This is a genomic window from Flavobacterium hungaricum, assembly GCF_015182285.1.
In the GTDB taxonomy this organism is placed as follows: Bacteria; Bacteroidota; Bacteroidia; order Flavobacteriales; family Flavobacteriaceae; genus Flavobacterium; species Flavobacterium hungaricum.
The window spans coordinates 156,793-182,451 of record NZ_PRDM01000006.1 but is presented as its reverse complement, the minus strand read 5'-3'; the positions used below and the strand labels follow the sequence as shown (position 1 = coordinate 182,451).

23 protein-coding genes are annotated in these 25,659 nt (G+C 32.6%); 7 read left to right on the top strand and 16 right to left on the bottom strand.

Annotated features, from left to right (window positions below):
• The first annotated feature begins 427 nt into the window (after positions 1–427).
• Entirely contained in the window at positions 428–667 is a 240-nt protein-coding gene (locus C4F50_RS22785; RefSeq protein ID WP_194140937.1) for a hypothetical protein, read from the top strand.
• A 69-nt stretch (positions 668–736) separates the two neighbouring features.
• On the opposite strand, the gene recQ is transcribed toward C4F50_RS22785, so the two are convergent.
• Positions 737–2,932: a DNA helicase RecQ gene (gene recQ / locus C4F50_RS22780; protein ID WP_194140936.1), complete on the bottom strand. Its 2,196-nt coding sequence runs from the start codon at positions 2,930–2,932 to the stop codon at positions 737–739.
• Positions 2,933–3,018: 86 nt separating this feature from the next.
• Here recQ and C4F50_RS22775 point away from each other — a divergent pair, with 86 nt between their 5' ends.
• From C4F50_RS22775 to lptB, 4 genes are all read left to right on the top strand, one after another.
• Positions 3,019–3,984: a KpsF/GutQ family sugar-phosphate isomerase gene (locus tag C4F50_RS22775; RefSeq protein ID WP_194140935.1), complete on the top strand. Its 966-nt coding sequence runs from the start codon at positions 3,019–3,021 to the stop codon at positions 3,982–3,984.
• A complete protein-coding gene (gene tatC / locus C4F50_RS22770) occupies positions 3,984–4,799 on the top strand; it encodes a twin-arginine translocase subunit TatC (RefSeq protein WP_194140934.1) in 816 nt (271 codons plus the stop codon). The genes C4F50_RS22775 and tatC overlap by 1 nt, the downstream gene beginning before the upstream one ends.
• The gene (locus C4F50_RS22765) at positions 4,792–5,142 is read left to right on the top strand and encodes a carboxymuconolactone decarboxylase family protein (protein WP_194140933.1); all 351 of its coding nucleotides are present in this window, start codon (positions 4,792–4,794) and stop codon (positions 5,140–5,142) included. The genes tatC and C4F50_RS22765 overlap by 8 nt, the downstream gene beginning before the upstream one ends.
• 222 nt (positions 5,143–5,364) lie before the next feature.
• The gene (gene lptB, locus C4F50_RS22760) at positions 5,365–6,105 is read left to right on the top strand and encodes an LPS export ABC transporter ATP-binding protein (protein ID WP_194140932.1); all 741 of its coding nucleotides are present in this window, start codon (positions 5,365–5,367) and stop codon (positions 6,103–6,105) included.
• 310 nt (positions 6,106–6,415) lie between these two features.
• Here lptB and C4F50_RS22755 read toward each other — a convergent pair whose 3' ends face one another.
• Both C4F50_RS22755 and C4F50_RS22750 read right to left on the bottom strand, forming a co-directional pair.
• Entirely contained in the window at positions 6,416–7,273 is an 858-nt protein-coding gene (locus C4F50_RS22755; protein WP_194140931.1) for a glycoside hydrolase family 25 protein, read from the bottom strand.
• Between the two features lie 10 nt (positions 7,274–7,283).
• Entirely contained in the window at positions 7,284–7,994 is a 711-nt protein-coding gene (locus C4F50_RS22750; RefSeq protein ID WP_194140930.1) for a CDP-alcohol phosphatidyltransferase family protein, read from the bottom strand.
• A 191-nt stretch (positions 7,995–8,185) separates the two neighbouring features.
• Here C4F50_RS22750 and C4F50_RS22745 point away from each other — a divergent pair, with 191 nt between their 5' ends.
• Together C4F50_RS22745 and C4F50_RS22740 are read left to right on the top strand one after the other, a co-directional pair.
• Positions 8,186–9,253 carry a putative type IX sorting system protein PorV2 gene (locus tag C4F50_RS22745; RefSeq protein WP_489114253.1) on the top strand — a complete coding sequence of 356 codons (1,068 nt, stop codon included), beginning with the start codon at positions 8,186–8,188 and terminating at the stop codon, positions 9,251–9,253.
• A gap of 37 nt (positions 9,254–9,290) precedes the next feature.
• Positions 9,291–10,427, top strand: coding sequence for a lipoprotein N-acyltransferase Lnb domain-containing protein (locus C4F50_RS22740; RefSeq protein ID WP_194140929.1), 1,137 nt, complete (start codon positions 9,291–9,293; stop codon positions 10,425–10,427).
• A gap of 4 nt (positions 10,428–10,431) precedes the next feature.
• On the opposite strand, the gene C4F50_RS22735 is transcribed toward C4F50_RS22740, so the two are convergent.
• The 13 genes from C4F50_RS22735 to C4F50_RS22675 all read right to left on the bottom strand — a co-directional run bounded on the left by C4F50_RS22735 (position 10,432) and on the right by C4F50_RS22675 (position 25,657).
• On the bottom strand, positions 10,432–11,826 hold the full coding sequence (locus C4F50_RS22735) for a sugar transferase (protein ID WP_194140928.1): 1,395 nt from the start codon (positions 11,824–11,826) through the stop codon (positions 10,432–10,434).
• A 74-nt stretch (positions 11,827–11,900) separates the two neighbouring features.
• On the bottom strand, positions 11,901–13,235 hold the full coding sequence (locus tag C4F50_RS22730) for an O-antigen ligase family protein (protein WP_194140927.1): 1,335 nt from the start codon (positions 13,233–13,235) through the stop codon (positions 11,901–11,903).
• On the bottom strand, positions 13,232–14,314 hold the full coding sequence (locus C4F50_RS22725) for a glycosyltransferase (protein ID WP_194140926.1): 1,083 nt from the start codon (positions 14,312–14,314) through the stop codon (positions 13,232–13,234). The genes C4F50_RS22730 and C4F50_RS22725 overlap by 4 nt, the downstream gene beginning before the upstream one ends.
• Positions 14,315–15,178 (bottom strand): hypothetical protein, encoded by an 864-nt coding sequence (locus C4F50_RS22720; RefSeq protein WP_194140925.1) that lies wholly within the window; start codon positions 15,176–15,178, stop codon positions 14,315–14,317.
• A gap of 6 nt (positions 15,179–15,184) precedes the next feature.
• Positions 15,185–16,300 (bottom strand): glycosyltransferase family 4 protein, encoded by a 1,116-nt coding sequence (locus tag C4F50_RS22715; protein ID WP_194140924.1) that lies wholly within the window; start codon positions 16,298–16,300, stop codon positions 15,185–15,187.
• On the bottom strand, positions 16,293–17,381 hold the full coding sequence (locus tag C4F50_RS22710) for a glycosyltransferase family 4 protein (RefSeq protein ID WP_194140923.1): 1,089 nt from the start codon (positions 17,379–17,381) through the stop codon (positions 16,293–16,295). Before C4F50_RS22710 ends, C4F50_RS22715 begins: the two co-directional genes overlap by 8 nt.
• Positions 17,378–18,382 (bottom strand): glycosyltransferase family 2 protein, encoded by a 1,005-nt coding sequence (locus C4F50_RS22705; protein ID WP_348537028.1) that lies wholly within the window; start codon positions 18,380–18,382, stop codon positions 17,378–17,380. Before C4F50_RS22705 ends, C4F50_RS22710 begins: the two co-directional genes overlap by 4 nt.
• Positions 18,379–19,920, bottom strand: a complete 1,542-nt coding sequence (locus tag C4F50_RS22700) for a glycosyltransferase family 2 protein (RefSeq protein WP_194140922.1) — start codon at positions 19,918–19,920, stop codon at positions 18,379–18,381. Before C4F50_RS22700 ends, C4F50_RS22705 begins: the two co-directional genes overlap by 4 nt.
• A 2-nt stretch (positions 19,921–19,922) precedes the next feature.
• Entirely contained in the window at positions 19,923–21,077 is a 1,155-nt protein-coding gene (locus tag C4F50_RS22695; protein WP_194140921.1) for a glycosyltransferase family 4 protein, read from the bottom strand.
• Complete coding sequence (locus C4F50_RS22690) at positions 21,078–21,959, bottom strand: hypothetical protein (RefSeq protein ID WP_194140920.1); 882 nt, start codon at positions 21,957–21,959, stop codon at positions 21,078–21,080. It abuts the gene before it with no gap.
• On the bottom strand, positions 21,959–23,392 hold the full coding sequence (locus C4F50_RS22685) for an MBOAT family O-acyltransferase (protein WP_194140919.1): 1,434 nt from the start codon (positions 23,390–23,392) through the stop codon (positions 21,959–21,961). Before C4F50_RS22685 ends, C4F50_RS22690 begins: the two co-directional genes overlap by 1 nt.
• A 6-nt stretch (positions 23,393–23,398) precedes the next feature.
• Entirely contained in the window at positions 23,399–24,796 is a 1,398-nt protein-coding gene (locus C4F50_RS22680; RefSeq protein WP_194140918.1) for a glycosyltransferase family protein, read from the bottom strand.
• A gap of 42 nt (positions 24,797–24,838) precedes the next feature.
• Positions 24,839–25,657, bottom strand: a complete 819-nt coding sequence (locus tag C4F50_RS22675) for a polysaccharide pyruvyl transferase family protein (RefSeq protein ID WP_194140917.1) — start codon at positions 25,655–25,657, stop codon at positions 24,839–24,841.
• Positions 25,658–25,659: the final 2 nt, after the last annotated feature.

The window sequence follows — 25,659 nt, the reverse complement described above, 5'->3', positions numbered from 1 at the left end:
TTAGCTTTTCTTTCTATGAAAAGAAGATGCAAAAATACTATTTTGAACTGACTTTATATAATTAACCGCAAAGTACGCTAAGATTTAATTTTACTTTACGGATCGAAAACACAAAGTTCGCAAAGCTAGATCGACACAAAGCTTTGCGAACTTTGTATTTTTATAAAACCGTACCTTTAAAAAATCTTAGCGCACTTTGCGGTTAATTATATAGCAGCTTTTCTCTTTTTCGTAAAATCTTTAATATTCATTTTAAGCCACAGATTACTTTGGATTAAAAAGACTTCTTTGAAGAAAAGATAGACGCACTGCAGTGTGTCTCTACAGAAAAAAACTTAGAACCTTAGCATCTCAGAACCTCAGTACCTTTTTTTTAAAAATAGACTTTGTACCTTTGCCTCTCTGAACCTTTGCACCTTTAAAAAAAATGTCTAGAAAAATAAAATTGATTTGGGATTTTCGTGGTCCGGCTTCTGCGAAAACAGCCGAACATCACGAGATTCATTTGAAAGAATATATCGCTATAGAAAAATTACCTTTAAATATTACTGGTTTTAATATTCTAAATGATATGCACGCCACAGCATTTATGGTGGTAACCGATGAAAATATGATTCAAGTAAGAGATGCCCTGAAACCGCATCGCGGGGAAGTTTATTCTGAGTAAGATGTGAAATGAAAAATGTGAGATGTTTGTATCGAAAAATACATTTTACATCTCACATTTAACTTATAACTAGTTAGCAACTTCACTAATAAACTTGATACGCATCAAACGCAGTTCATCGATATCATAATCGCCGTCGAATTCTTTAAGCGCATCTTCGATTTTATCTGATTCTGATTCCATAAAGTAATCATGAATTTCTTCCTGCTGATCGTCGTCAAGCATATCATCGATCCAATATTTGATATTCAACTTGGTGCCAGAATAAACAATTTGTTCCATTTCTTTTATTAAAGCATCCATCGAAAGTCCTTTCGCAGAAGCGATATCTTTTAAAGAAAGTTTTCTATCTATATTCTGAATGATGTATAATTTGTTTGCAGAATTGACTCCTGTAGATTTTACAACTAGATCGTCTGGACGAATAATGTCGTTATCTTCTACATATCGACTTATTAAGGCAACAAATTCGCTTCCGTATTTTTTAGCTTTTCCTTCACCTACACCGTGAATATTATACAGTTCGGCAATTGTAATAGGATATTTAAGCGCCATGTCTTCAAGAGAAGGATCTTGAAAAACTACAAATGGAGGAACACCTAATTTTTTAGCTACTTTTTTACGAAGTTCACGAAGCATTCCTGTCAGAACTTCATCGGCAGTACCAGAAGCCTTAGAGCCTGTAACAATTGCTTCGTCGTCTGCTTCACTGTATTCGTGGTCTTCGGACATCATAAAAGAAACTGGATTTTTAATATAATCCAATCCTTTGTCTGTAATTTTAATAATTCCGTAAGTCTCAATATCTTTAGACAAATAACTAGAAACTAAGACTTGTCTTAAGAGTGCCATCCAATATTTTTCGTCATGATCAGATCCTGAACCAAAGTAAGGCTGTGTATCTGTTTTATGCGCTTTAATAACCGCATTAACGCGACCTATTAAGGTAAATACAATTTCTTTTGATTTGTAAATATGTTTGGTATCACGAACGACTTCAAGCAATTTAACAACTTGATCTTTGGCTTCGATCTTATTTTTCGGATTACGCACGTTGTCATCCATATCAGCACCTTCGCCTGTTTCGCTGTCAAATTCTTCACCAAAATAATGCAGCAGGAATTTTCTGCGCGACATTGAGGTTTCGGCGTAAGCCACTACTTCCTGTAAAAGAGCAAATCCAATTTCTTGTTCAGCAACTGGTTTTCCAGACATAAATTTCTCCAGCTTTTCTACATCCTTATAAGAATAGTAAGCCAGACAATGTCCTTCTCCTCCATCACGGCCGGCACGTCCGGTTTCCTGATAATAACTTTCTAATGATTTTGGAATATCGTGGTGAATTACAAATCGAACATCCGGTTTGTCAATTCCCATTCCGAAAGCGATTGTTGCCACAACGACATCAACATCTTCCATCAAAAACATGTCCTGATGTTTGGCGCGGGTTTTAGCATCTAAACCTGCGTGATAAGGAACAGCACTGATTCCGTTAACCTGTAAAACCTCAGCAATAGATTCTACTTTTTTACGGCTAAGACAGTAAATGATTCCAGATTTTCCTTTATGCTGTTTGATGAATCGAATAATATCCGATTCTATATTTTTAGTTTTGGTACGAACTTCGTAATACAAATTAGGCCTGTTAAAAGATGCCTTGAAAGTATTAGCATCTGACATGTCCAGGTTTTTAAGAATATCTTCCTGAACTTTTGGAGTAGCCGTTGCAGTAAGACCAATAATGGGCACTTTGCCCAGCTGTTTAATAATATGTCTCAGATTACGATACTCGGGCCTAAAATCATGCCCCCATTCTGAGATACAATGCGCTTCGTCAATAGCCACAAACGAAATTGGCACACTTTGCAAAAAAGCGACATACTCTTCTTTTGTTAAAGATTCGGGAGCAACATATAAAAGCTTTGTCAATCCAGAAGTAATATCTTTTTTTACCTGAGCAATTTCTGTTTTCGTAAGAGAGGAATTCAACACATGCGCAACTCCATTTTCTGAAGAAAGGCTTCGAATCGCATCAACTTGATTTTTCATCAAAGCAATCAATGGAGAAACAACAATTGCTGTTCCATCCTGAATTAAAGCGGGTAATTGATAACAAAGAGACTTTCCACCACCAGTAGGCATAATTACGAAAGTATTTGTCTTACCTAAAATACTCGTAATGACTTGCTCTTGCAAGCCCTTAAATTGGCTAAAGCCGAAATACTTCTTTAATTCTTTATGTATTTCAATTTCGTTTGAATTCATTCTTTATATTAATGGTAATTTGTATAAATTTGCAACACATAAAGATACAACTTTCTTTTATACATACAAATTTTAAATATTCTGTTTTGATTACAAAAGAAAATATATTGGCGATAGCCAAAAAAACAATATTATCTGAAAGTGAAGCAATTACAAAATTAATTGATTTTCTGGACGAAAATTTCTACGAAGCAGTTCAGCGGATTTACGAAACAAAAGGGCGGCTGATCGTTACCGGAATCGGAAAAAGCGCCATCATTGCTCAAAAAATGGTTGCTACTTTTAACTCTACCGGCACTCCATCCATGTTCCTTCACGCTTCAGAAGCAATTCACGGCGATTTAGGAATGATCCAAAATGATGATATTATTATCTGTATTTCAAAAAGCGGTAACAGTCCTGAAATTAAAGTTTTGGTTCCGTTATTAAAAAGATTCGGGAATACTTTGATTGCAATTACAGGAAACGTAACTTCCTTTTTAGCAAAAGGTTCTGATTATGTTTTAAATACTACTGTTGACATGGAGGCATGCCCGATCAATCTGGCACCTACAAACAGTACAACCGCGCAGCTTGTAATGGGCGATGCTCTAGCGGTATGCCTTATGGAAATGCGTGATTTTAAACCCGAAGATTTTGCGGTGTATCACCCAGGAGGCGCATTGGGCAAAAAATTACTGCTCCGCGTAAAAGACATGATCGAGCATTCTCTAAAACCAATGGTAACAGCAGACACTTCTATCAAAAAAGCCATATTTGAAATCTCTGAGAAAAGATTGGGCGTAACGGCTGTTCTTGAAGATGAAAAAATTATCGGAATTATTACCGATGGAGATATCCGAAGAATGCTGAACGACAGAGATTCTATTGCCGACTTAACAGCTAAAGATATTATGACTAAAAATCCAAAAATGGTTTCTTCTGAAACAATGGCGGTTGATGCGCTGAACATTTTAGAAGATTACTCTATCACACAGTTAATTGTTTCTGATGAAGGAACATACAAAGGCGTTTTACACTTACATGACATTTTAAAAGAAGGAATCATATAATGGCAAAGAAAAACCTTGGCGAGATGTCATTTTTAGACCATCTTGAAGAATTAAGATGGCTTTTGGTCAGAAGCACAGTTGCAGTTATCGTAATGGGAATTGTGACGTATTTTTTTAGTGATTATTTATTTGATGAAATAATACTAGCTCCAACAAAACCTTCATTTTTTACCTATGTTTGGTTTTGCGATCTATCGCACCAATTGGGTTTTGCTGACAGTATCTGCATCACCGAATTGAACTTTATTATTCAGAATACAGAGATGGAAGGTCAGGTTAATATTTTCGTCTGGATGTGTATCCTAGTCGGATTTATTACCAGTTTCCCTTATATTTTATATGAAATATGGAAGTTTATAAGCCCGGCTTTGTACGAGAAAGAACGTAAAAACGCAAAGTTGTTTATTTTTTCTTCTTCACTGCTTTTCTTTTTAGGAGTAATATTCGGGTATTTTGTCGTGATTCCGATGTCGGTAAATTTTGTCGCTACTTTCTCTGTGAGTAAAGTAGTGGTAAATCAGTTTACCATTGAGTCTTACATGGGAATGGTTAAAACGAGTGTTCTGGCCAGTGGTTTATTCTTCGAGCTTCCGATTATTATCTATTTCTTAACTAAACTGGGACTGGTTACTCCTGAATTTTTAAGAAAGTATTGGAAATATGCGGTTGTAATTATTTTAATTGTTGCCGCTATTGTAACACCTCCAGATGTTGTAAGTCAGACCATTGTAGCAATACCAATGTTGATTATCTACGAAATAAGCATCTTGATTTCGAAAATTGTCTATAAAAATAAATTAAAAGAAAATGTCTGATATCGTTCAAGAATTTAACGACTATCGTTCTAAAATGAACGAAAAATTACTAGCTGACAATAACAAAATTGTAAAGCGAATTTTTAATCTTGACACCAATGCATATGCTGCAGGCGCTCTTGATGTAAAAACAAAAGAACTTTTAGGTTTGGTTGCTTCTGCTGTATTGCGTTGTGATGACTGCGTAAAATATCATTTAGAAACCAGCTATAAAGAAGGCGTTACTAAAGAAGAAATGATGGAGGCAATGGGAATTGCAACTCTTGTCGGCGGTACCATTGTAGTACCACACTTAAGAAGAGCTTACGAATTCTGGGAAGCTCTTGAAGAGAATGGCAATTAGGAAATGTACCAATTTGATGATTAGATAATTTCTTGAAATGATCTAATTATTTAATTCTGAAATACAAATTCTAAATTTTGAAAATGCAATAATTTGTTAATTGATTCATCGGATTGATTATTTTACATTTATTTTGCCTTTCATATCAAATTATAAAATTGAATTTGAGTTAGTTTTTCAATTATCTCATTTTCTAATTATCTAATTATCTAATTGAACTAAATGAAGCTAAGAGCTGATAATTTAATAAAAACCTATAAAGGACGAAGCGTTGTAAAAGGAATTTCTGTTGAGGTAAACCAAGGAGAAATCGTGGGACTTTTGGGACCAAATGGTGCTGGAAAAACAACTTCTTTTTACATGATCGTAGGATTGGTAAAACCAAATCAAGGAAATATTTATCTTGACGATTTGAACATTACCGATTATCCAATGTACAAACGTGCACAACAAGGAATTGGATATCTGGCACAAGAGGCTTCTGTTTTTAGAAAACTAAGCATTGAAGATAATATTCTAAGCGTTTTACAATTAACAAACCTTTCTAAAGAGGCTCAAATTGCTAAAATGGAAAGTTTAATCGAAGAATTCAGTTTAGAACATATTCGCACTAACCGAGGTGATTTACTTTCTGGAGGAGAACGCCGTCGTACCGAAATTGCTCGCGCATTGGCGACTGATCCAAAATTTATTTTATTGGATGAGCCTTTCGCGGGAGTTGACCCGGTTGCAGTTGAAGATATTCAGCGAATTGTAGCCCAGCTAAAAAATAAAAACATTGGAATTCTGATTACCGATCACAACGTTCAGGAAACATTAGCGATTACCGACAAAACATACTTAATGTTCGAAGGAGGAATTCTTAAAGCCGGAATTCCAGAAGAATTGGTTGAAGATGAAATGGTTCGCCGTGTTTATCTTGGACAAAACTTCGAGCTTCGTAAGAAGAAATTGGAATTCTAAAAAAAATAATCAGTGTTCAGTTTTTTAGTGATCAGTTTGAAAAATGGAATTTTAAGATAAGTAATCAGTATTTAGTCTTTTAGTCATCAGTTTGAAAAACGGAATTTTAAGATAAGTAATCAGTATTTAGTCTTTTAGTGATCCGTTTGAAAAACGGAATTTTAAGATAAGTAATCAGTATTTAGTCTTTTAGTGATCCGTTTGAAAAACTGGAATTCTAAAAAAGTAATCATTGTTCAGTTTTTTAGTGTTCAGTCTTTTAGTGATTAGTTTGAAACTGAATACTAAAAGACTGAACACTGAACACTTTCTACTCGACCGTAATAAACTGCAATTGTTGTAAATCTCCGTTATAGATATTAACATCAACACGATGTTCGATCCCCGGCAAAGAAGCTTTTTCTGTAAACTGCCAAAACAGCCAGTCGTCTTCAATTTTTTCTCTATAGAAATTGTAGTTGGCAATCCAGAAGAGATATTCACTGAACTCTTCTTTCAAAAAATCAGAATAATATCTTTCTCCCGAATAAATAATCGGGCGAACCTGATAATGTTTTTCTACCTTGGTTAACCAACGCTTCAAACCTACTTTTAAACTATCCAAAGATTGATTTTTAGGTAGTTTTTCGATATCCAATACCGGCGGAAGATCTCCTTTTTCCAGCTTTACGGTTTTAATAAAAAGTGCAGCCTGCTCCAAAGAATTTTCGTTTGGACGATAATAATGATAGGCGCCGCGCATAATTTTTTCTTCTTTGGCTCCTTCCCAATTTCTTTTAAACTGACGATCGACTCTGTCATTTCCAGCGGTTGCACGAATAAAGACAAATTGAACGGGATATTTTTCGTCCAGAACTTCAACCTCATCCCAATCGACTTTTCCCTGAAACTCCGATACATCGATTCCGATTACTTTTCCTTTATGATTTTCGAGAACTCGAATATTTCGAACATCTGATAAGTGTTTATCAACTGCATCTTCGTCTAGAGTCTTTTCTGTTTTAAAACCTAAATAGTATGCCAAACCTTTGCGATAATGATAGATCAACGCAATAAACAATACAGCGAAAAAAAGTAATGATAACCTCTGAAAAACCCGGCCCAAAAATGATCTTCCTGAGTTTGATTTTCTTGAAGTTGTTTTACGGTAAGTCGTTTTTCTTGCCATTGAAATAAAACTACTTTTTCAAGAACAAATTATTAATAATTGACAGTAACACATAAAAAACGATAATTAACGGAATTGCAATGTATTGAAGAAAGACAATCATTACAATACAAACTGCCAAAAAGAATATTTGAAGTGCATTTTCTTTTAAGCTGAATTTCTTAATTTTTAACGCGAACAACGGAATTTCTGCATTCAAAATATAGGCACTGCATAATGTTATGACTAATAAAACCCATTGATTGGTTAAAATTTCCAGCATCATTAAAGAGTCTGAAAACTTAATAACCAACGGAAGGCTTAAAACAAATAAAGCATTTGCGGGTGTTGGCAGCCCAATAAAAGAATCGGTCTGACGTGTATCGATATTAAAATTAGCCAGTCGGTAACAAGAGCCTAAAGTAATAATAAATCCTAAAAACGGAATCGCTGGATTTGTTCCTAATTCGTGTCCGCTGTTTGCAAACATCGTATACATAACATAACCTGGAGTCACGCCGCTGGTAACCATATCTGCCAAAGAATCTAATTGTAACCCAAGCTCACCGGATACTTTGAATAAACGGGCAAAAAAACCATCAAAAAAATCAAAAAAGATTCCTAAACCAACCATGTAAAAGGCCATTAAATAATCTTCTTGCGAAACAAATACAATTGCTGCACAACCGCAGAAAAGGTTAATTAATGTAATTATGTTGGGAATGTGTTTTTTAATATTCATGTTTTAAAATTTTGATAATGGCAGAGAACAAATTTAGCATAATAACTACATGCAAAACGAGTTTTTGAAAGAGTTTTTTATTTTGAAGTCTTCGTTTTAGAATATTTCTGAAAAGGAATCATTTACATGCGCAAAATATTATATTTTTGAAAAAAAATAAAAGCAGGCCTCGATCTGCAAAAAACTATATCTTGAAGAAAATCTTTGCATTTTTATTGTTTTGGAGTTTTACGTTCCAATATGCACAAACTGTTCGAAAATACTCGAATGAATTTATGAATATTGGCGTTGATGCTGCTGCTCTCGGTATGGCGAGCGCTGTAACGGCATCTACCAATGATGTAAATGCAGTTTACTGGAATCCAGCTGGCTTAACTAATCTCGAAGATCATCAAATTGCTTTAATGCATGCTAGTTATTTTGCCAATATTGCCCAATACGATTACATTGGCTACGCAAGTCCGATTGATGATAGAAGTGCTTGGGGAATTTCGATGATTCGTTTTGGTGTTGATGATATTATGGACACCACACAATTAATCGACAGTCAAGGAAATATTGATTACAACCGAATTCGTTTGTTTTCTACTGCCGATTATGGTTTTACATTTTCGTATGCCAGAAAACTTCCTGTAGACGGTTTTCAATATGGAGTAAATGCTAAAGTTATCCGAAGAATAATCGGTAAATTTGCCAATTCTTGGGGATTCGGTTTCGACATTGGACTTCAATTTGAAAGAAACGATTGGAAATTTGGTTTGATGCTTCGCGATATTACCACAACTTATAATATCTGGAATATCGACGAAAAAGAGTACGAGAAAATCGCTAATGCTATTCCGGGAGAAAATAACGAACTGCCAGAAAGTACCGAGATTACTTTGCCAAAAGCGCAATTAGGAGTTTCAAAAAGATTTGATTTTCACAATGATTACAGTTTGGTAACTTCTGCCAATTTAAACATGCGATTTGAGCAGACAAACGATATTATTTCAACAAAAGCAGTCAGTATTGATCCTGCTGTAGGTTTTGAATTCGGTTATACAGATCTTGTTTTCTTGAGAGCCGGTGCAGGAAATTTTCAGAATGTAACTCAACTCGACAACACTGAAAAATTGAATTTCCAGCCTAATATCGGATTGGGTTTTAGGTATAAAGGGATTCAGGTAGATTATGCACTGACGGATTTAGGAAATCAGAGTACAGCTCTTTACTCGAATATTTTTTCTTTAAAAGTAGATTTAGGTATCTTTAGATAGTATCGCGAAATCAATAAATTCTAAAAAAATTAAAAACATGAAAAAGTTCCTTTTCAAAAAAGCTCTTTTTATTTTAGTATCCTTAACTAGTTTTATTGGTTTCAGCCAGAGTCTGCCGTTGTCTAAAGACGCAAAAATAAGTGTCTTAACCTGCGGATTGGGAAATGAAACTTATTCTTATTTTGGGCACACTGCCATTCGAGTTTCTGATTCTGCAAATAATATTGACTTGGTTTACAATTACGGAGCTTTTGATTTTAGAACGCCCAATTTTGTTGCCAAATTTGCTAAAGGTGATTTGCAATATTTTATTATCACTCATCCTTTCCCAGATTTCATTGCAGAATATAACGAGGAAAAAAGAAGTGTTTATGAGCAGGAATTACAGATCTCTTTAGCTTCTAAACAAAAAATATTTGACAACTTAAACAAAGCGTTGTTTTCTGAAGAACGCTATTATACTTATAAATTTATTGACAGAAACTGTACTTCTATGGTTGTTGAGGTAATCAATAAATCATTGGGAGGAAATGTAATTACAAAAAAAGGCGACACTACTATTTCTTACCGATCGATTTTGTTTCCTTACTTCGATGGCCATTTTTACGATCAGTTAGGGACCAGCATTATTTTTGGAACAAAAGTAGATCAGCCGGGAAACACCATTTTTCTGCCGTTCGAGTTAAAGAACAGCTTAGAAAAAACGAAATTTCAAAATCAATCATTGGTTTCTTCAAGTAAAACCTTAATTGAATTTGCAAAAGAAACTCCGAAATCTTGGTGGAATAACATCTACAGTTATATCATCCTTTTACTTCTTGTGGTTTTTGCAAAAAATAAAACTCTTGACAAAATCTATTTCGTGATTTTAGGTTTAATGGGAATCTTTTTTGTTGTGATGGGATTTTATTCGTATCACCTAGAATTAGAGATGAATTATAATGTTCTATTATTCAGTCCGTTTTTGTTGTTCTTAGTTTTATTTTCAATCCTAAAAAACAAAAAATGGACTTATCGATTCTCGCTGATACATTTTGTTTTTTTAATCGCCTACTTTTTATTTTTGATTAACAAAGCGCATTTCTTTATTATGCTTCCGTTGATCATAACAAGCGGTGTCGTTCTGGTTCGTACCGCAATTCGCAACAAAAAACCAATTCCGATTATTATTTAAAAATCTATTGACCGCGGTAGAATAAAACTGTGGTTATGGTTTTAAAAGTGATACTTAAATCCAGAAAAACGCTTCGGTGTTTTATGTAATACAGATCGTATTGCAGTTTAATCAAGCTTTCGTCTATTGATTCTCCGTAAGAATAATTTACCTGCGCCCATCCAGTAAGCCCTGGTTTGATAACATGACGCGTTTCGTAAAAAGGCATAACACGTGCAATTTCTTCAACAAAAAACGGGCGTTCTGGTCTTGGGCCAATTACGGCCATATCGCCCTTTAAAACATTAATAAACTGCGGAAGCTCGTCTACTCTTGATTTGCGTAGAAATTTTCCAAATGGCGTTATTCGTTTGTCATTTGCAGAAGCAAAAACAGCACCGTTTGTCTCAGAATTCTCTGTCATGGTCCTGAATTTGTAAATCTTAAAAACAACTCCATTTTTGCCTACTCTTTCTTGAGTATAAAACAGGCTGCCTTTGTTGGCAAATAAATTTAAAAAGGAAATAATTGGAATAAAAATCAAGCAAAGAAAAAGACCTGCAAAGGAAAGTAAAAACTCCATAAGACGAATCTGAAGCAGATACAAGCGATTATTATTACTTCTGCTGAAAGGGAAAAATCTGTAAAAATCTCTTTCAATGTAATGTACTGGAATTCGCTGTGTTTTGCTTTCGTAAACTTGTGTGTATTCTCTAATAATATAACCTGACTCCAGCAGATGGAGTAACTGCTGGTATAAATCTGCTGTAATTCCGTCTGTTTTTTGAGAAGCAATTACAATTTCCGAAACGTTATTTTTAACTGCAAAATTTACTAAATCGCTTTTCTTAATTTCTTTTACATAAGAAAATTCCAATTTCTCATTCGATAGTGAATCCGAGTTAACGAATCCGACAAATTTATAATGCGGATCTACGTTTTCAAGACCCAAAACCAATTCTTCAACTTGGCTTTGGTCGCATATTAAAATTACATTTTGCGAAAAACGAATTGAGGCTAAGAAAAAAACATAAAAAAAACGCCATACTAATAAGGCGCTCAAAACTGCAAAATAAAAAATAACAATTACCAAACGCTGTTTAGGCAATTCTGGAGACAAAACAGGAGTAAACAAATAAACGGTAACGCTTACTATTGCAGTAAGAATGGTGCTTCGCATAATCTGCAGCTGGTTACTTGCTGTCTGGAGATTATACATTTCGAATATGGTTCCGAAAGAATAGATATAAACAATTAAAAGCAGTGGTTTAAAATAACGTAATCCATCTAAATCGAAATATTGATAGTCGAATAAAATGCTCAAAACAAATAGTGCCGATAAAACAAAAACGGCGTCAAAAACAGAAAGCAATACTTTCCTTTCTGAGATTTCAAAATGCATTTTTTTATTAGAAAACATCTTTAAATTTATTTTTTACTACTAAGATTCGGGGCAAATGTATTGTAAAAAAAATGAAATTATTCCATTATTTTCTACCCCTTTTCAGGTATTTTTACCTGTACAGATAAGAGCGTCAAAGCATAAATAAAAGCTGGTGCAGCAGTACGCATTGCAGCGTGATTTATAGTTAAAAGCCAAAAAATAAAAAAAGACAGAAAATACAAATGCTGTATATTGTCTGTGTAGAGAAGTATTGGGGTCAAAAACAAGAGTAAAAAGGCGAAAATTCCCAAAATACCATGTTCTGAAAGTAATCTTGTAATCTCATTATGTGACGCGACTTCTTCTTTCATAATTTCTAATCTTTTAGACTTACTCATTCCTGCTCCTACTCCAAATATCGGATTATCTAAAAAGAGCTTTATCTCAGCATCCATAATTTCTTCTCTTCCTCCTATTTTATCTTTCTTATCTCTTCCTTTGGCATCTTTGTTTGCATATCTTTTTTCAATAAGACCTCCAGTTTGTATAGAACTATATGTCCAAATTCCGATCCCCATTAAGGCTGTCAAAACAAATACTATGGTGAATTTACTTTTGCCTCTTGAATTAGAAAAATAATACAATAACGCTAAAAGACAAATAATCATCACTATAGCAGTAATAACACCTCCTCTAGAAAAAGTAACAATACCGCGATAGCTGACAAAAATTAATAATCCACCATTAAGCAAAAGCTCTATTTTTGATTTGGAAAAGAGAATTAATTGGGAGAAAAAAATAAAGATACCCAACCCAAGAACAGTTGATACTTGATTGGGGCCAAAACCTCCCGAAGTTTCAAAATTGGATTGCGTTCCTGTAACGACATCTCTTACACTTGGAGTATATAAAAATAAATATACGGTGATCGTAATTATAGGAAGGCCTGCCGAAAGTAAAATCTTCTGTACGGTTTCAAAAGAGATTTTTCTTCCATAGGTATACATCGCGCAAATCGCTAAACATACAGGCCCTGAAAGATTGAAAAAAAGAACTTTTTTTACATCTATTGAAAAATCTGAAGTGGTTGTAGTTATAAATACGGCAGGAAGTAAAAGGAATAAAAAAATCAAATAAATTAATCCGTTTTTTGAAAAATTACTATAAACCATACCTTGCAGCATGAAGAATATTACCAAAAACTTTACATATTCATTATTAAAATTTCCTCCTGTCATCCTGAGAAAAACCTCCGCTCCTATTAAATAAGATGCAACATAAAGTACTTCATTATTTTTATTCTGTTTCTTGTAAATAACATAAAAACCAATAACTGGAATTAAAATCCCAAAAAGCTTTGATAAAAATGGCAGTACAAAAACTATCAAAGCAATTAATGCATGAATAGCAATTAATCCTATGTATGTAAGTTTTTGGTTTTTCATTTGATTATCTTACTGTACTCCAACAATATTGTTTCAATAATTTTATCTTCATTATAAATATTTTCTACAACTTGTTTCAAGTGGTTTGCAAATTTGTTTCTAAGCTCGTTATTATTTATAATTTTCTGCATCTGAAGAATTATTTCCTGTTCATTAAGCGGGTCAAATAATAGCCCGGTTTCTTCATTTTTTATAATTTCAGAGCAATATCCCGCATTTGTAGAAAGTACTGGAAGCCCTGCACAGCCATATTCGATCAAAGTTACAGGAAAACCTTCAAATATTGAAGCTAAAACTCCAATTGAGGCTTGCTGCAGAATAAAATTAATATCACTTTTACTTCCATACAAAAAAACATGACTTTCTAAATTATGCAATTTTATAAATTCTTTTAAACTTGACGAATATAAATCCAAATAATCTTTACCTATCAAATGAAGACTCCAGTCATTTTCGTATAATTTAAGAGCTGTAAAAGCTTTTAAAATACTGATATGATTTTTAGGTTCTTTTAAATTAGCGAGAAAAACTATTCTTCTCCCTTCGGTTCCTTTTAAATAGGTATTTTGGTTTTGGTTTTGGTCTTTTTTTAAAATAAAATTTGGAATAAAAACTACATTTTTACATCTCAAATTTTCTAAACTCCACGCAGCCAGCTGCCGATTAACAGAAAAAATAGATGCAAAAAAAATGGAGAAATAAACTAATACTCTATTTTGCTTTTTTGATTGTTTGATTCTGGAACCGTAGTGATCGTGCCAAACAATTTTGATCTTAAATAATGTAAGTTTTACCAGTACAGCAATAAAAAAAGACGAACTATGAGCATGAATGACTTCAACTTTATTTTTTTTTATAAATTTTCTCAGTCGAAAGACCGCATTTATGTCAAAACTTTTGGTTCTGTTTAAAAACAAATAAGAGACCTCCTGCCTGATTTGCTCCAAGAGCACGCCTTCTCGGCGCGTTGAGATCAAGCCAGAAAATTCGATTTTTTCCGAAAGAGCATTAGCATAATTTACTGCCATACGTTCTGCTCCGCCAATTTCTAAAGAATCTATAATTTGAACTATTCTCATTTATTTCTTTTTCAACAAAATATTGATGCTTCCTGCCATTAACTCCTGATCATTGTATTTTTTAAAATCGGAATGAATATTTAACTCTTTGAATTTTTTATAACTTTTAGATTCTGTATTGATTTTATCGTGCTCAAAGTGAACAATTTCAAACTGGTCTCTAAACAAATCCAAATATTGCGGAAGTCTCAATCGATTATGATAATCAAATTTAGTTTGAATTTTATCCCATTCTTCCTGACTATATTTTAAAAAATCTTGAAGCGAAAGAGAAGAATCACTATACGCTCTATGATCGCTCGGAGATATAAGATGTAATATATAGCTTCCTGATTTTAAACTAGAAAATAAAAAATTATGTATTTCACGTATATCGTTAGGAGGAACATGCTCTAATACAAATCTGGACAATACTAAATCTATATCTTGAAGATTTCCGTTACAAATATTCGTTTTTGGATAGTACGAAACTCCTTTTAACAAAGGATACTTACTTTCAGATTGAAGTTCAAAAGCATCACGCTGCTTATAATACTCATTAAGTTCTTTAATCTGTTTTAAATTATAATGTTCATTGATATCATAGGTATCTACATGTTTTACTCCACCTTCAAGAATTAATTGATATGGAAAAACAGGCACCCAGCCTGAACCTAATTCACCAATTCGTATACCATCAAGACTTTTACCATTTTCTTTTAATATTCTAACAACTGTTTTATAAGTGCCATAAGCCGCATTTATTTTTTTATCAATTGTTAACTTACTGGTGCTATTTTGCAAAAAATGATATAAATTATATCCTATTGTATTGGGTAAGATGGAAAGAACCTTAAATATTCTTGTTTTTGTTGAATGCTTCATATTTAACTATATCATTTCTTTTATTTCTTTTTGAAAAACGTCTAAAGTATATTCTCTAGACCAGTCTGCTGCTTTTTTATTTTTATCTTTATAAACAGCTGTTTCTTCTAAGATGTATTCTATTTTTTGGCAATCTTTTTCTAAATCCATTTCTAAAAGTATGCCTCTATTCTCATTATCCAACATGTAAGGAATACATGAAACCTTTGTTGCTATAGGCACACAACCCCAGAACATTCCTTCGGCTATTGCTTTTGGCCAGCCTTCACTAACAGACGGCAATATAACAAAATGACTTTTTTGATAAGCTTCTTTTATTGTTCTCCTATCATGATTCCCTTTTAAACTAATTTTCATTCCGAGATTATTAGCATTAACATAGTTTAAAAGCAAATCACGGTTTATTCCTTCTCCGTATAAATCTAAAGAAACATTATAACCCTTTTTAATAAGTGCTTCAATCAACTTTACAGCATAAAGCGGATTTTTACCATCGGTTAAGCTTCCTACAAAAATGAATTTTATGCCTAAATTAAAATCGTCTTTTTCGATTACTTCTTTTTCAGATTCTAAATAACTTGCAGTAAAAAAAGGTTTTATATTTTTTGATTGTTTGTCCCAATTTCCATAAACTAAAACCTTCATATTCTTAGTTAAGAAAGTGTTGGACAAAACTTTTTTTTGTAATTTATAAGTCCATGGCTGTTTGCTTTCCGGATCCCAATTACCAGCATACTTAGCCGTTTTTGTTTTTGAAGGAAAAAAAACCTGAACAAAGCAGCCAATTAATCCCATGTTTCCCGGACATCTCAAATGAATATGATCTGCACGATTCATTTCTATAAATATCTTGTAAAAGATAATCGGTAATTTGACCAGTGAGGTTATTCTGTTTTTTAATGTTGTAAAACTAAAATCTGGAACTTTTTTAAAAGTAAGATTATTACAATCATATGCAGAATCAATCGGAGTAATGTCTCTAGAGGCCAAGGGCGCAACAATTGTCACTTGATCTGCAAATTTGATCCAGATATTCATTTCATTAATATAAGGGGAATAACCATAATATTGGTTGTTTTCCTTTGTATGAATAACATTGGTAATGATAAGAAAATTACTCATTGTCTTTTTTAATTAAATTTTTAAAGAAAGACACATCTCTTTCAACCGCTTGTTTCACTTCGTAATTATTTTTAAAATGATCAAAACCGCTTAAGGCTAATTTATTTCTCAATTCAGGCTGCAAGATTGCTGTTTTAATTTTAGCACTCAAATCATCAGCATTGTTGGTCTGAAAAAGTAGACCGGTTTTATCATTTTCTATAATTTCTTTGATTCCAGTATTATTAGATCCAATTACTAAGGTTTTCATACTCATTGCTTCTATTACCGTGTAACCAAAAGCTTCTGCTAGGCTCGGAACAACAGACAAATATGATTGTTTAAACATTTGTAATACTTGGGTCTTAGGGAGATTGCCTTTAAATATAACAGACTGCTCTATTTTCAAATCGACAATCATTTTTTTTAGATTCTTTTCTTCTTCACCACCTCCAATAATCATTAATTCAAATTCAGGAAACTGCGAATGAATCTTTGCAAAAGCTTCTACGAGGACCTCAACACCTTTAGATTTATGCAGTCGACCGACATAAACAATTAATTTTGAATCTTCAGAATTAGTTATTTCTATTTCCGAATACAGATCTTTAACCGAATTTGGCAAGACTTTTATCTTTTTACTGGATACACGATAATTCTGTTCTGCATCTTTTTGGGTTGCTCGAGAATTTGCAACAATATTGGTTGCTAATTTAAAAATCAATGATTTTCTTAATAACAATAATTTTTGCTGCTTAAATTGTGTGGTTAATGTACTTATCCAAGCAATTCTAATTTTAACACCGTATAAGAATCCAACAATCAAAAATATATTAACAGATCCAAAAACTGAGATAGTTGCAACTGGTTTGTACTCTCTCATATTTTTATACAAAAAAATACCATCTTTTAGTTTTGTTGGTCTTTTGGACGGCCAATATTTCACAATAATATTCTCGGATAAAGAAATCAAATCATTTCTTTTTGTATCTGAAAATACAATTACTTGAAACTCATCCTTAAACTTTTCAGCCAGCGTGGAATAATAATCTGAAATAGAACTACTTCCTAAAGAAAAAGAAATAAAAACTGTTTTCTTCATATTTGTCTCGGCTTATTAAACAGCAAACTTATATATCCAGCAATTCTACCCATTGTTTCTGTAAAAGCTTTTTTACTTTCCACAGCACCACTTAATACGTTTGTAAATCTAATTATTGCTAATAAAATCGTAATCATATTCCATTTAAATCGATCGTTAAGACTTGGGTTTGGATTTTTGATTCGCCAGACGTACCATCCATTTCGAACCACCATTTTACCATATTGATATTGATTTGGACGTCCTGAAGGTGCATGATAATGATTTAGTTGCGCTTTTGTATTGATCACATTTTTACCATATTGTAAAGCTCTAAGGCTAAAATCTGCATCTTCATACAATCCATAACCTTCAAAAAATTTAGAAAAATGAATCTTCTCAAAAACAGTTCTTTTAAAGGACATCGACATGCCAATCAATAAATCAACTTCATAACTTTTTCCTGTTAACGGAAATCCGCAAGTTCTCCCATGAGAAAAAGCAGGCATTTTTCCAGGACCAAGATTTGAGGCCAGTCCTAAATAATTTCGAGCTCTATTTCTTAGTCCTTCTTTATAAATATAATTTTCAAAAAAATAGTATTTATTTTTATTAAACATTATTTTGGAATCGTGGGGTTTCCATTTATTTTCGTTCAACGCTACACCGCCTACTCCTACAACTTCAGAATCTAACTCAAAAGTCTTAATAATTTCTTCAAAGTACCCTTTTTCTAAAACGGTATCATCATCTAAAAAACAGACTATCTCAGTTTCTACAGCCAATTTTGAAACACCAAAATTTCTCTGTTTTGTTAAACCACGATCTTGATCCGAAACCAAAAAATATTGAACCCTTTTAAATTGATTTTCTTCAACAACTTTTTTTGATTCTTCGTTACTAGAACCATCAATTATTAAAATGTCATTGGGGTATAAATTTTGTTCTTCAACCGATTTCAATAGTTGTAAAAGCGAATCAGGACGCATGTATGTACAAATAACCAAAGAAAAATTCATCATGCTTTTTTTAGTTTTAATTTATCTGACCAATAAATGCTTTGTTTCCATTGTTTTTCAAAGTTCTTAAGATAGATTATCGGATTTTTAATCTTTTGAACTTTATAAAATTTGAAAAACAGTATCGTTTTGTAGCATTTTATTTGTTGCTGCGATAAATGTAATTGCATGTTCAACATAATTGTAGGTGATGGTTTTGGCTGTATTTCATCATTATCCCAAGCTAAAATTGGTTTAACTCTAAAACCGCCTATTGGTGCTTTTAAGTGCAATATTTCTAAATTAGGAAAATAGATAACATCTACTCCCGAATTACGAATCTGCATGCCAAAATCAGAATCTTCTCCGTAGCCAAATTCAAATCTCATATCAAATTTAACGGTATCTAATAAAGATGCGTGTATGAAACTATTTCCTGAGCCAAAAATCTGTGCTTGACTAATAATCTTATTTTCCTTAATTTCTTTTGGCTGCAAATAGGAGGTTGATAACGACTTTATTCCATAAGACTTTAAATTAGCCAATACATCCTTTAATAAATTCTCATCAAATCTATTATCATCATCGTTCAAAAATACCCATTCACTTTCAATTAAAGACAGTGCGGTATTTCTAGCGTTACAAACACCTGTCTGATTTGTAAATATGTGTTTAATTTTAAATGGCCAATTTTCATTTTTAATATAATCAAGCTCTGAAACACTATTTTTATCAGGATTTTGCTCGACTATAATTACATTTTCTGGTAAATGAACCTGTCTGGACAAATCCTTTAAAACGTCGTATAAGTATTTTTTTCTTCCGATTGTTGGAATTATTACATCAATCGTGTTTTTTTCTACAACCTTATTTATTGATTCAACCTTAATATTTTCTAGTGAATTACTTCTTAGATTTCTTTTTCGATAGACAAAACTTTTTAAAAGAGGAAAAAAAAGTGTTTTTCTTTCATAAACCAATAAATTCAGAAATAATAAAAAGACCCATCGAGTTCTGTAATGCTGCTTAACAAACTTAAATAAGACATCCCAATTATCTTTGAGTTTGTTTTCTTTCTCCAGAAAATCTTTTATCAACAATGGTTCAGAATAACACAAAAGTCCTTGGTCCATACCGAGTTTCGCCATAGAACACAGAAAATAATCAAAATCATTATCTAATGTAATTTGATTTTTTAAAGCTGACAAAACCGAGGCATGAACACCTCCCGTTTTGCTGCTCATAATCCATGTAGGATAACGAACTTTTTTATTGATTTTTATGTACGGAGATTGTTCTACGTAGCCTATAGCATCAGGTAAAAAATTACTTGAAATTAAGTTGAAGGAAGCCAGTATTTTTTTGTGATGAAAAATAACAGGCAGAGCTTCATAATTTAAATTGTCTTTTAAAGATAATTCACACCACAAAATAAGTTCATCAGGATATTTCTCTGCCAGAGTAAACAGTGCTTCTGTTATTGTGACATTTTTAAAAGCAATAGAGTCTTGATTATTTTTAACCTCTACAACTAAATTATTTTTATGATAAATAACTACCATCTTTAATTTTTTGAGGTTATTATTCTTTTATAAAATTGAATATTTTGCAGTACGACCTTATTAATATCAAACTTTTCTTCAACTCTTTTTTTAGCCATTTTACCAAGTTCTAAAACAAATTTATCATCTCTTAAAATCTGGCAGATCCTTTCAGCATACAAATCATGATCTGAAGGATATACCAAAAATCCACTTTCTTGATCTACAATTAATTCTTGGGCCCAGCCAATATTACTGTTTACAACTGCTTTTTGCATTGCCATAGATTCTATAGTAACCATTCCTAACGTTTCTGCAAAAGTTGGAAAAACACAAACATTTGCCTTCTTAATATAGTTTTGTATTTCTTGATAAGGAATTTTTCCTGCGTATTGAACCGATGGCAAATCTTCAATTTCAAATTTTTCTTGCATTAAAGCCCATGTAGAATCACTGCCGGTCTCGATATCGGCCGAATCACTTCCAATCAAAATTAATTTTGCCTCTGGAAAATTCTGGCGTACTTTATTGAAAATCTGTGGCAGTTCTAAAACTCCTTTTTTTCGAATTAAAGTACCGATGTATAGCATTATTCCTTTTTCGAAAACTTCTGGAGACTCATTCGAAAATTTTTCCAATTCCAAACCATGATGAATCGTCTGAATTTCTTTGTTTCTAATTTTAAATAATTCTTTAGAAACGTTACCCGCAAAAGTTGTTGGTGCAATAAAAGCCTGTGCCCTTTTTACCGAAGTTTTTTCAAACCAAAAATTTTTCTTCTTTTGCGGTCTTTTTTCCAAATGACAGAAATAAGTATCACTTCCGTGAAAACGAATTATTAATGGAATCTTAAACTTCATAAAAGCGGTAATCCCTGTCCAATCAGGTGCTTCAATAAGATCTATTTTTTCTTCCTTAATTACTTTATTACAGTAATTTTGAATGTATTGACGATGAAAATACCACCCAAATAATTTAAATTTTCTGCCTTTTATTAAATGAAGAGTTACATCATTTTCGACAATTATTTCTTCTGTTTGCTGCCCATAAACAAAAACAGTAACTTTTACTTTTTCTTTACTTAAAGCAACCGTAAGGTTTTTTATACTCGTTCCAATTCCAGCGGCATGTATTACTTTTGAGTGTGGAAATTCGGGGGTCAAAAAAGCTATATGCATCTATTTCTTAAAAAAGTCGTTTAAAATTCTAGCTGTAAACTTTTTAGCGCCGTCACTTGTCATATGGCCGCAGGAAGAAAAATATTTATTCTCGACCACTGCATTTTCATAATTATGAATTTCAGGATAAGCTTTCTGTACCTTATCAAAATAATTCATTCCAATAACATTTTCGCACATTGGAGTCATAACTGCAATAAAATTGATGTTGTTCTCTTTACAGATTGTTTTTATTTCTTCGTAATACTTATTGTGAGGAAGCGGGTTTAAATTGACAATGTTATTTTTCATATTGCCATTTTTATGCTTTTCTAATGGATAAAAGCCTAAGTTATCTAATGCGTTTGTTTTTTTACCAATTGCAGTAAAAAAGGTCTCTCTCACTCCAATTTTTGTCTCATACTTTATAAATCTATAAAAAGGAATATAATATAATTCTTTAAAGTTTTTTTGAGATTCAAAATGATCTTTGATTACTTGCGAGTTATGAATATAAGGTAAAAATAAGGACGCAATTCCTTCCGCTTCACGATCATTTGAAAGATTCAAATCTGCTTCTAGAATTACATTTTTTATTTTGTAATTTCGTTCTATCATTAACTTTAGCATCAACGAAGCTTCAAACAAATGACCGCCGCTCATCCCATAATTGAAAGTTTTTAATCCCTTATCTTCGAACATTTGAGATACAAAATGATTGTTCGCTCTAGAGGAACCTAAAATAATTACATCAAAATTTTGAGCTTTCGAATTTATAACATTTTCAACTTTGCCTCTATTTTGAGATTTCATATATACATAAGTATAAAGCCCATCCAGAAGTACAGCGCATAGAACTATTATTACAAAAACTTTAGCGATATATAATAAAAACTTCTTCATTAGAATTGAAAATAAATAAATTCTTTATAATCTGAATACGTTCCAAAAGCAATGACTGCAGTTATAGCCAGAGCCATTTTTAGTAAACTTCTTTTTCCTGACAAAGGCTCCACTTTAGTACGATTGTACCATTCTACCAAAACAAATACTGCAATCATAAGAATGATTTCATAATTATATCGTTCGTTATCCAGATATTGAAGACCAAAATCTCTATTGGTAATTATTCTTTTTAAATATAAAAAGGCATCAGAAATTGTTCTGGCCCTAAAAAATACCCAGGCAATACAAGTCAATAAAAAAGTCGTCAGAATACTGAATAATACTTTTACAGAATCTAAGTTCCATTTCAGAACAATAGCGTCAATATTATTTCTATTGCTATCAGACAATAATAAAGGAAGAAAATAAACCGCATTTATAAATCCCCAAACAATATAGGTCCAATTGGCACCATGCCAAAAGCCACTGACAATAAAGATGATAAAAGTATTTCTGATTTTCATCCAAAGTCCGCCTTTACTGCCTCCTAACGGAATGTATAAATAATCTCGAAACCAAGATGAAAGCGAAATGTGCCAGCGTCTCCAAAATTCTGCTATATCTCGTGAAAAATAAGGATAATTGAAATTTCTCAGTAAGTCTAAACCAAATAATTTGGATACTCCAAGAGCAATATCTGAATATCCTGAAAAGTCTCCATAAATTTGAAAAGCAAAATAAACTGCTCCTAAAACTAGTGATAAAGAATTAACCGAAGAGTAATTATCAAAAATAGCATTTGCATATACAGCGCAAGTGTCTGCAATGACCACTTTTTTTACCAAACCCCAAACAATTTGATAAACGCCTTCTTTGGCTGTCTCAGCATTAAATTCCCTTTTTATTTTAACTTGTGGTAATAGATGTGTAGCACGTTCTATTGGTCCTGCAACTAAAAGCGGAAAATAACTTACGAAAAGCGAATAATCTACAAAATTGTGTTCGGCTTTGATTCTTTTATAATAAATATCAATTACATAAGACAATCCGTGGAAAGTATAGAATGAAATTCCGACAGGCAGAATTACTTCTATTAAAATTGGACTTGCTTTAAATCCTAAAGAAGTAAACATTTCGGCAAAAGAAGCCGCGAAGAAATTATAGTATTTAAATATTCCTAAAAATCCCAGATTGACAATAATGCTTAACCAAAACCAGAATTTTCGTTTTTTATCTGAATCGGAATTTTCTATCTGAATTCCGGTATAATAATCCAGAAAAGTAGAAAAGACCAATAAAAACAGAAACCTCCAATCCCAACAGGAATAGAAATAATAGCTGGCAATAATTAGTAAAGCATTTTGCGTACTTTTTGTTTTATTGAAAACAAACCAATAGAGAAAGAAAACTATTGGAAGGAAAATGGCAAATGCCAACGAATTAAAAAACATAAATAATTACTTTTTTAGAATACTGCTTAAGCTTTCCCAAAGTTTTGCAGAAGCTTGAGTTGGGTTTGGGCCAACGATAATTTCAAACCATTTTTTACTTTCGAGAACACTTGACGCTTTTCCATCAAGAATATCTTTTACAATCAGTGTTAAATCTTTTTTATCTCGTACCCATAGAGCTGCTTCCTCAGAAGGTTTTGATCTAAAATGAATGTATTTGTAATTTTGTCCAATATCTCTAATTCCTTTTTTTAATTGCGGCTGTTCGTAATCAAAAAAGAGGCACGACTTATCATGAGCAGAAAAGTCAAACACCATTGAAGAAGCAATGTTTCCAACAAATTCTGTATACTCACAAATGTTTGACTGCAAGGCAAAATCTTCTTTTGTCGGCATAATTTCATTCCAGTTTTGTCCAACTGGTGTCCAAAGCGGATCAATACTTATAATTACATCTTTATACAATTCTAAAATTGCATCGTAACGATCTGTAAAGTCTACAGGGCATTTACGATAAATAATTCCTAAAGAGTATCCTTGGTTATTTAATTCTCTAACTGTCAATGCTAGGTCTTCAAGATAATATTGGTCAAGCGGAGAAGTCACGATATCATCTCCTGAAAAGCAGATGTATTTTTTGTCAAGATCCAGATTATGTGTTTTGTAAAACTCTTCTCTTGTCTGCAAAAGACTTGTATCAAAATGGCTTTCGAATTGAGGGGTCCCTGTAACAAATACTTGACTTTCGTTCACATACGGACAATACATTAAAAGCTCTTTCTTCATATAGTCACTCCATACAAAATAGTAATCTGTTTCTATTAAAGTTGTGGCTTTAGGAAGATTGTCCCACGAAAAAATAAACGTTCCAGTTGGAATCCCTAAATCCTGCGCAGCTAAAATTGATGCTATTGCTTGTGTCGGACGCGGGTTTGTACAGAAAACAAAATCGGGTTTGTGTTCTTCCAGCTGTTTTTTACTTTCTTTATATTTATTTGTGTTACGCTCTCCTTTTTTTATTTGCTGCCTAACCCATTTAATTCCTTTTTCATTAGAACCAAAAAATGTTAGGGCATCAACCATTAAGCTTTTAAACAGATTAGAAGCGCCTTTATAGGAATGAGGAAAATTATAAGTATTGTAAACTACTTCTTTAAACTTTTTATCAAAAAAATTCAACTCCATTCGCTTTCGAGCACGAGTATAAACCGTGGTCAATGGATGCAATGATTTTTCCTGAATTTTTAATTCTTTGAACCCTAGCTTCTCCTTAATAGAAAATGGGGTATTATTCCAATACGTGATATCAAAACCCTCTTTCTCTCCAATTTCTTTAAAAGAAGTTAAGGCAAAATTGCGAAGTCCTACTCCGTCTGGTAAAAAAATAAAAATGTTCTTTTTCATTTACAATAAAAATCATTCAGAAAACTGTTTCTCAAAACAGCATTATTTAAAAGGACAAACTTTCATAAGCCCATCACACAATTCCTCAATTTTTTGTTTTTGAGGAAGATTTGGAAATGCATTAAAAAGTGCTTCCATTTGTTCAGAAGAATAAGCGGTTGTTTTAATTTCCGGTTTATAAAAAGGAATCTCAACAGATTCCATATAATCCTGATATTTTATATCATCTCCAAAAACCTTATCCGAAAATTTCTGCCACACGGCAGGAATTCCGTAAGCGTGTGCCATAATAATTCCGTGAAGAGAAGATGAAATAATTTTTTCACACTGTAGAAATTCAACTGTTTTTTCTTCAACATCATTAGTCATCATATCGATAAGCAGTACTTCTGGGTTATCCTTGAACCATTCCTGTACTTGCTTATAATCATTGTAATGAGGTACAAAGCCAAATTTGTATTTCTTTTCAATTTTTGGATTAAAATATCGAGGTAGCAATAACGCTGGATCTCCATAAATCTCCGGCACATCGCAGCCAAGTTCTACTAGATATTTTCTTGTTTGAGGGCCTCGAACAGCTAGAAAAACGGCTTTTTTTATTTTTATTTTTCTATCTATGATACCACTTCCCCACACAATACATTTATGATTTACATTTCCTAAAATGCTTCCAATAGTTACATAAATAGGAAATGCAAAGTCCAGTATTGAAAACTTTTTAGGCCAAGCAAAAACAACTATCTTTTTGGAGATTTTTTCTACTAGATATTTTCCAAGAACATCTCCATAATTTTCTTTGGATTTGCCTTGTATTACCTTTTCGTTCCACCAAAAAAGTCTGATTTTGTTTGAAAAAAGCATAG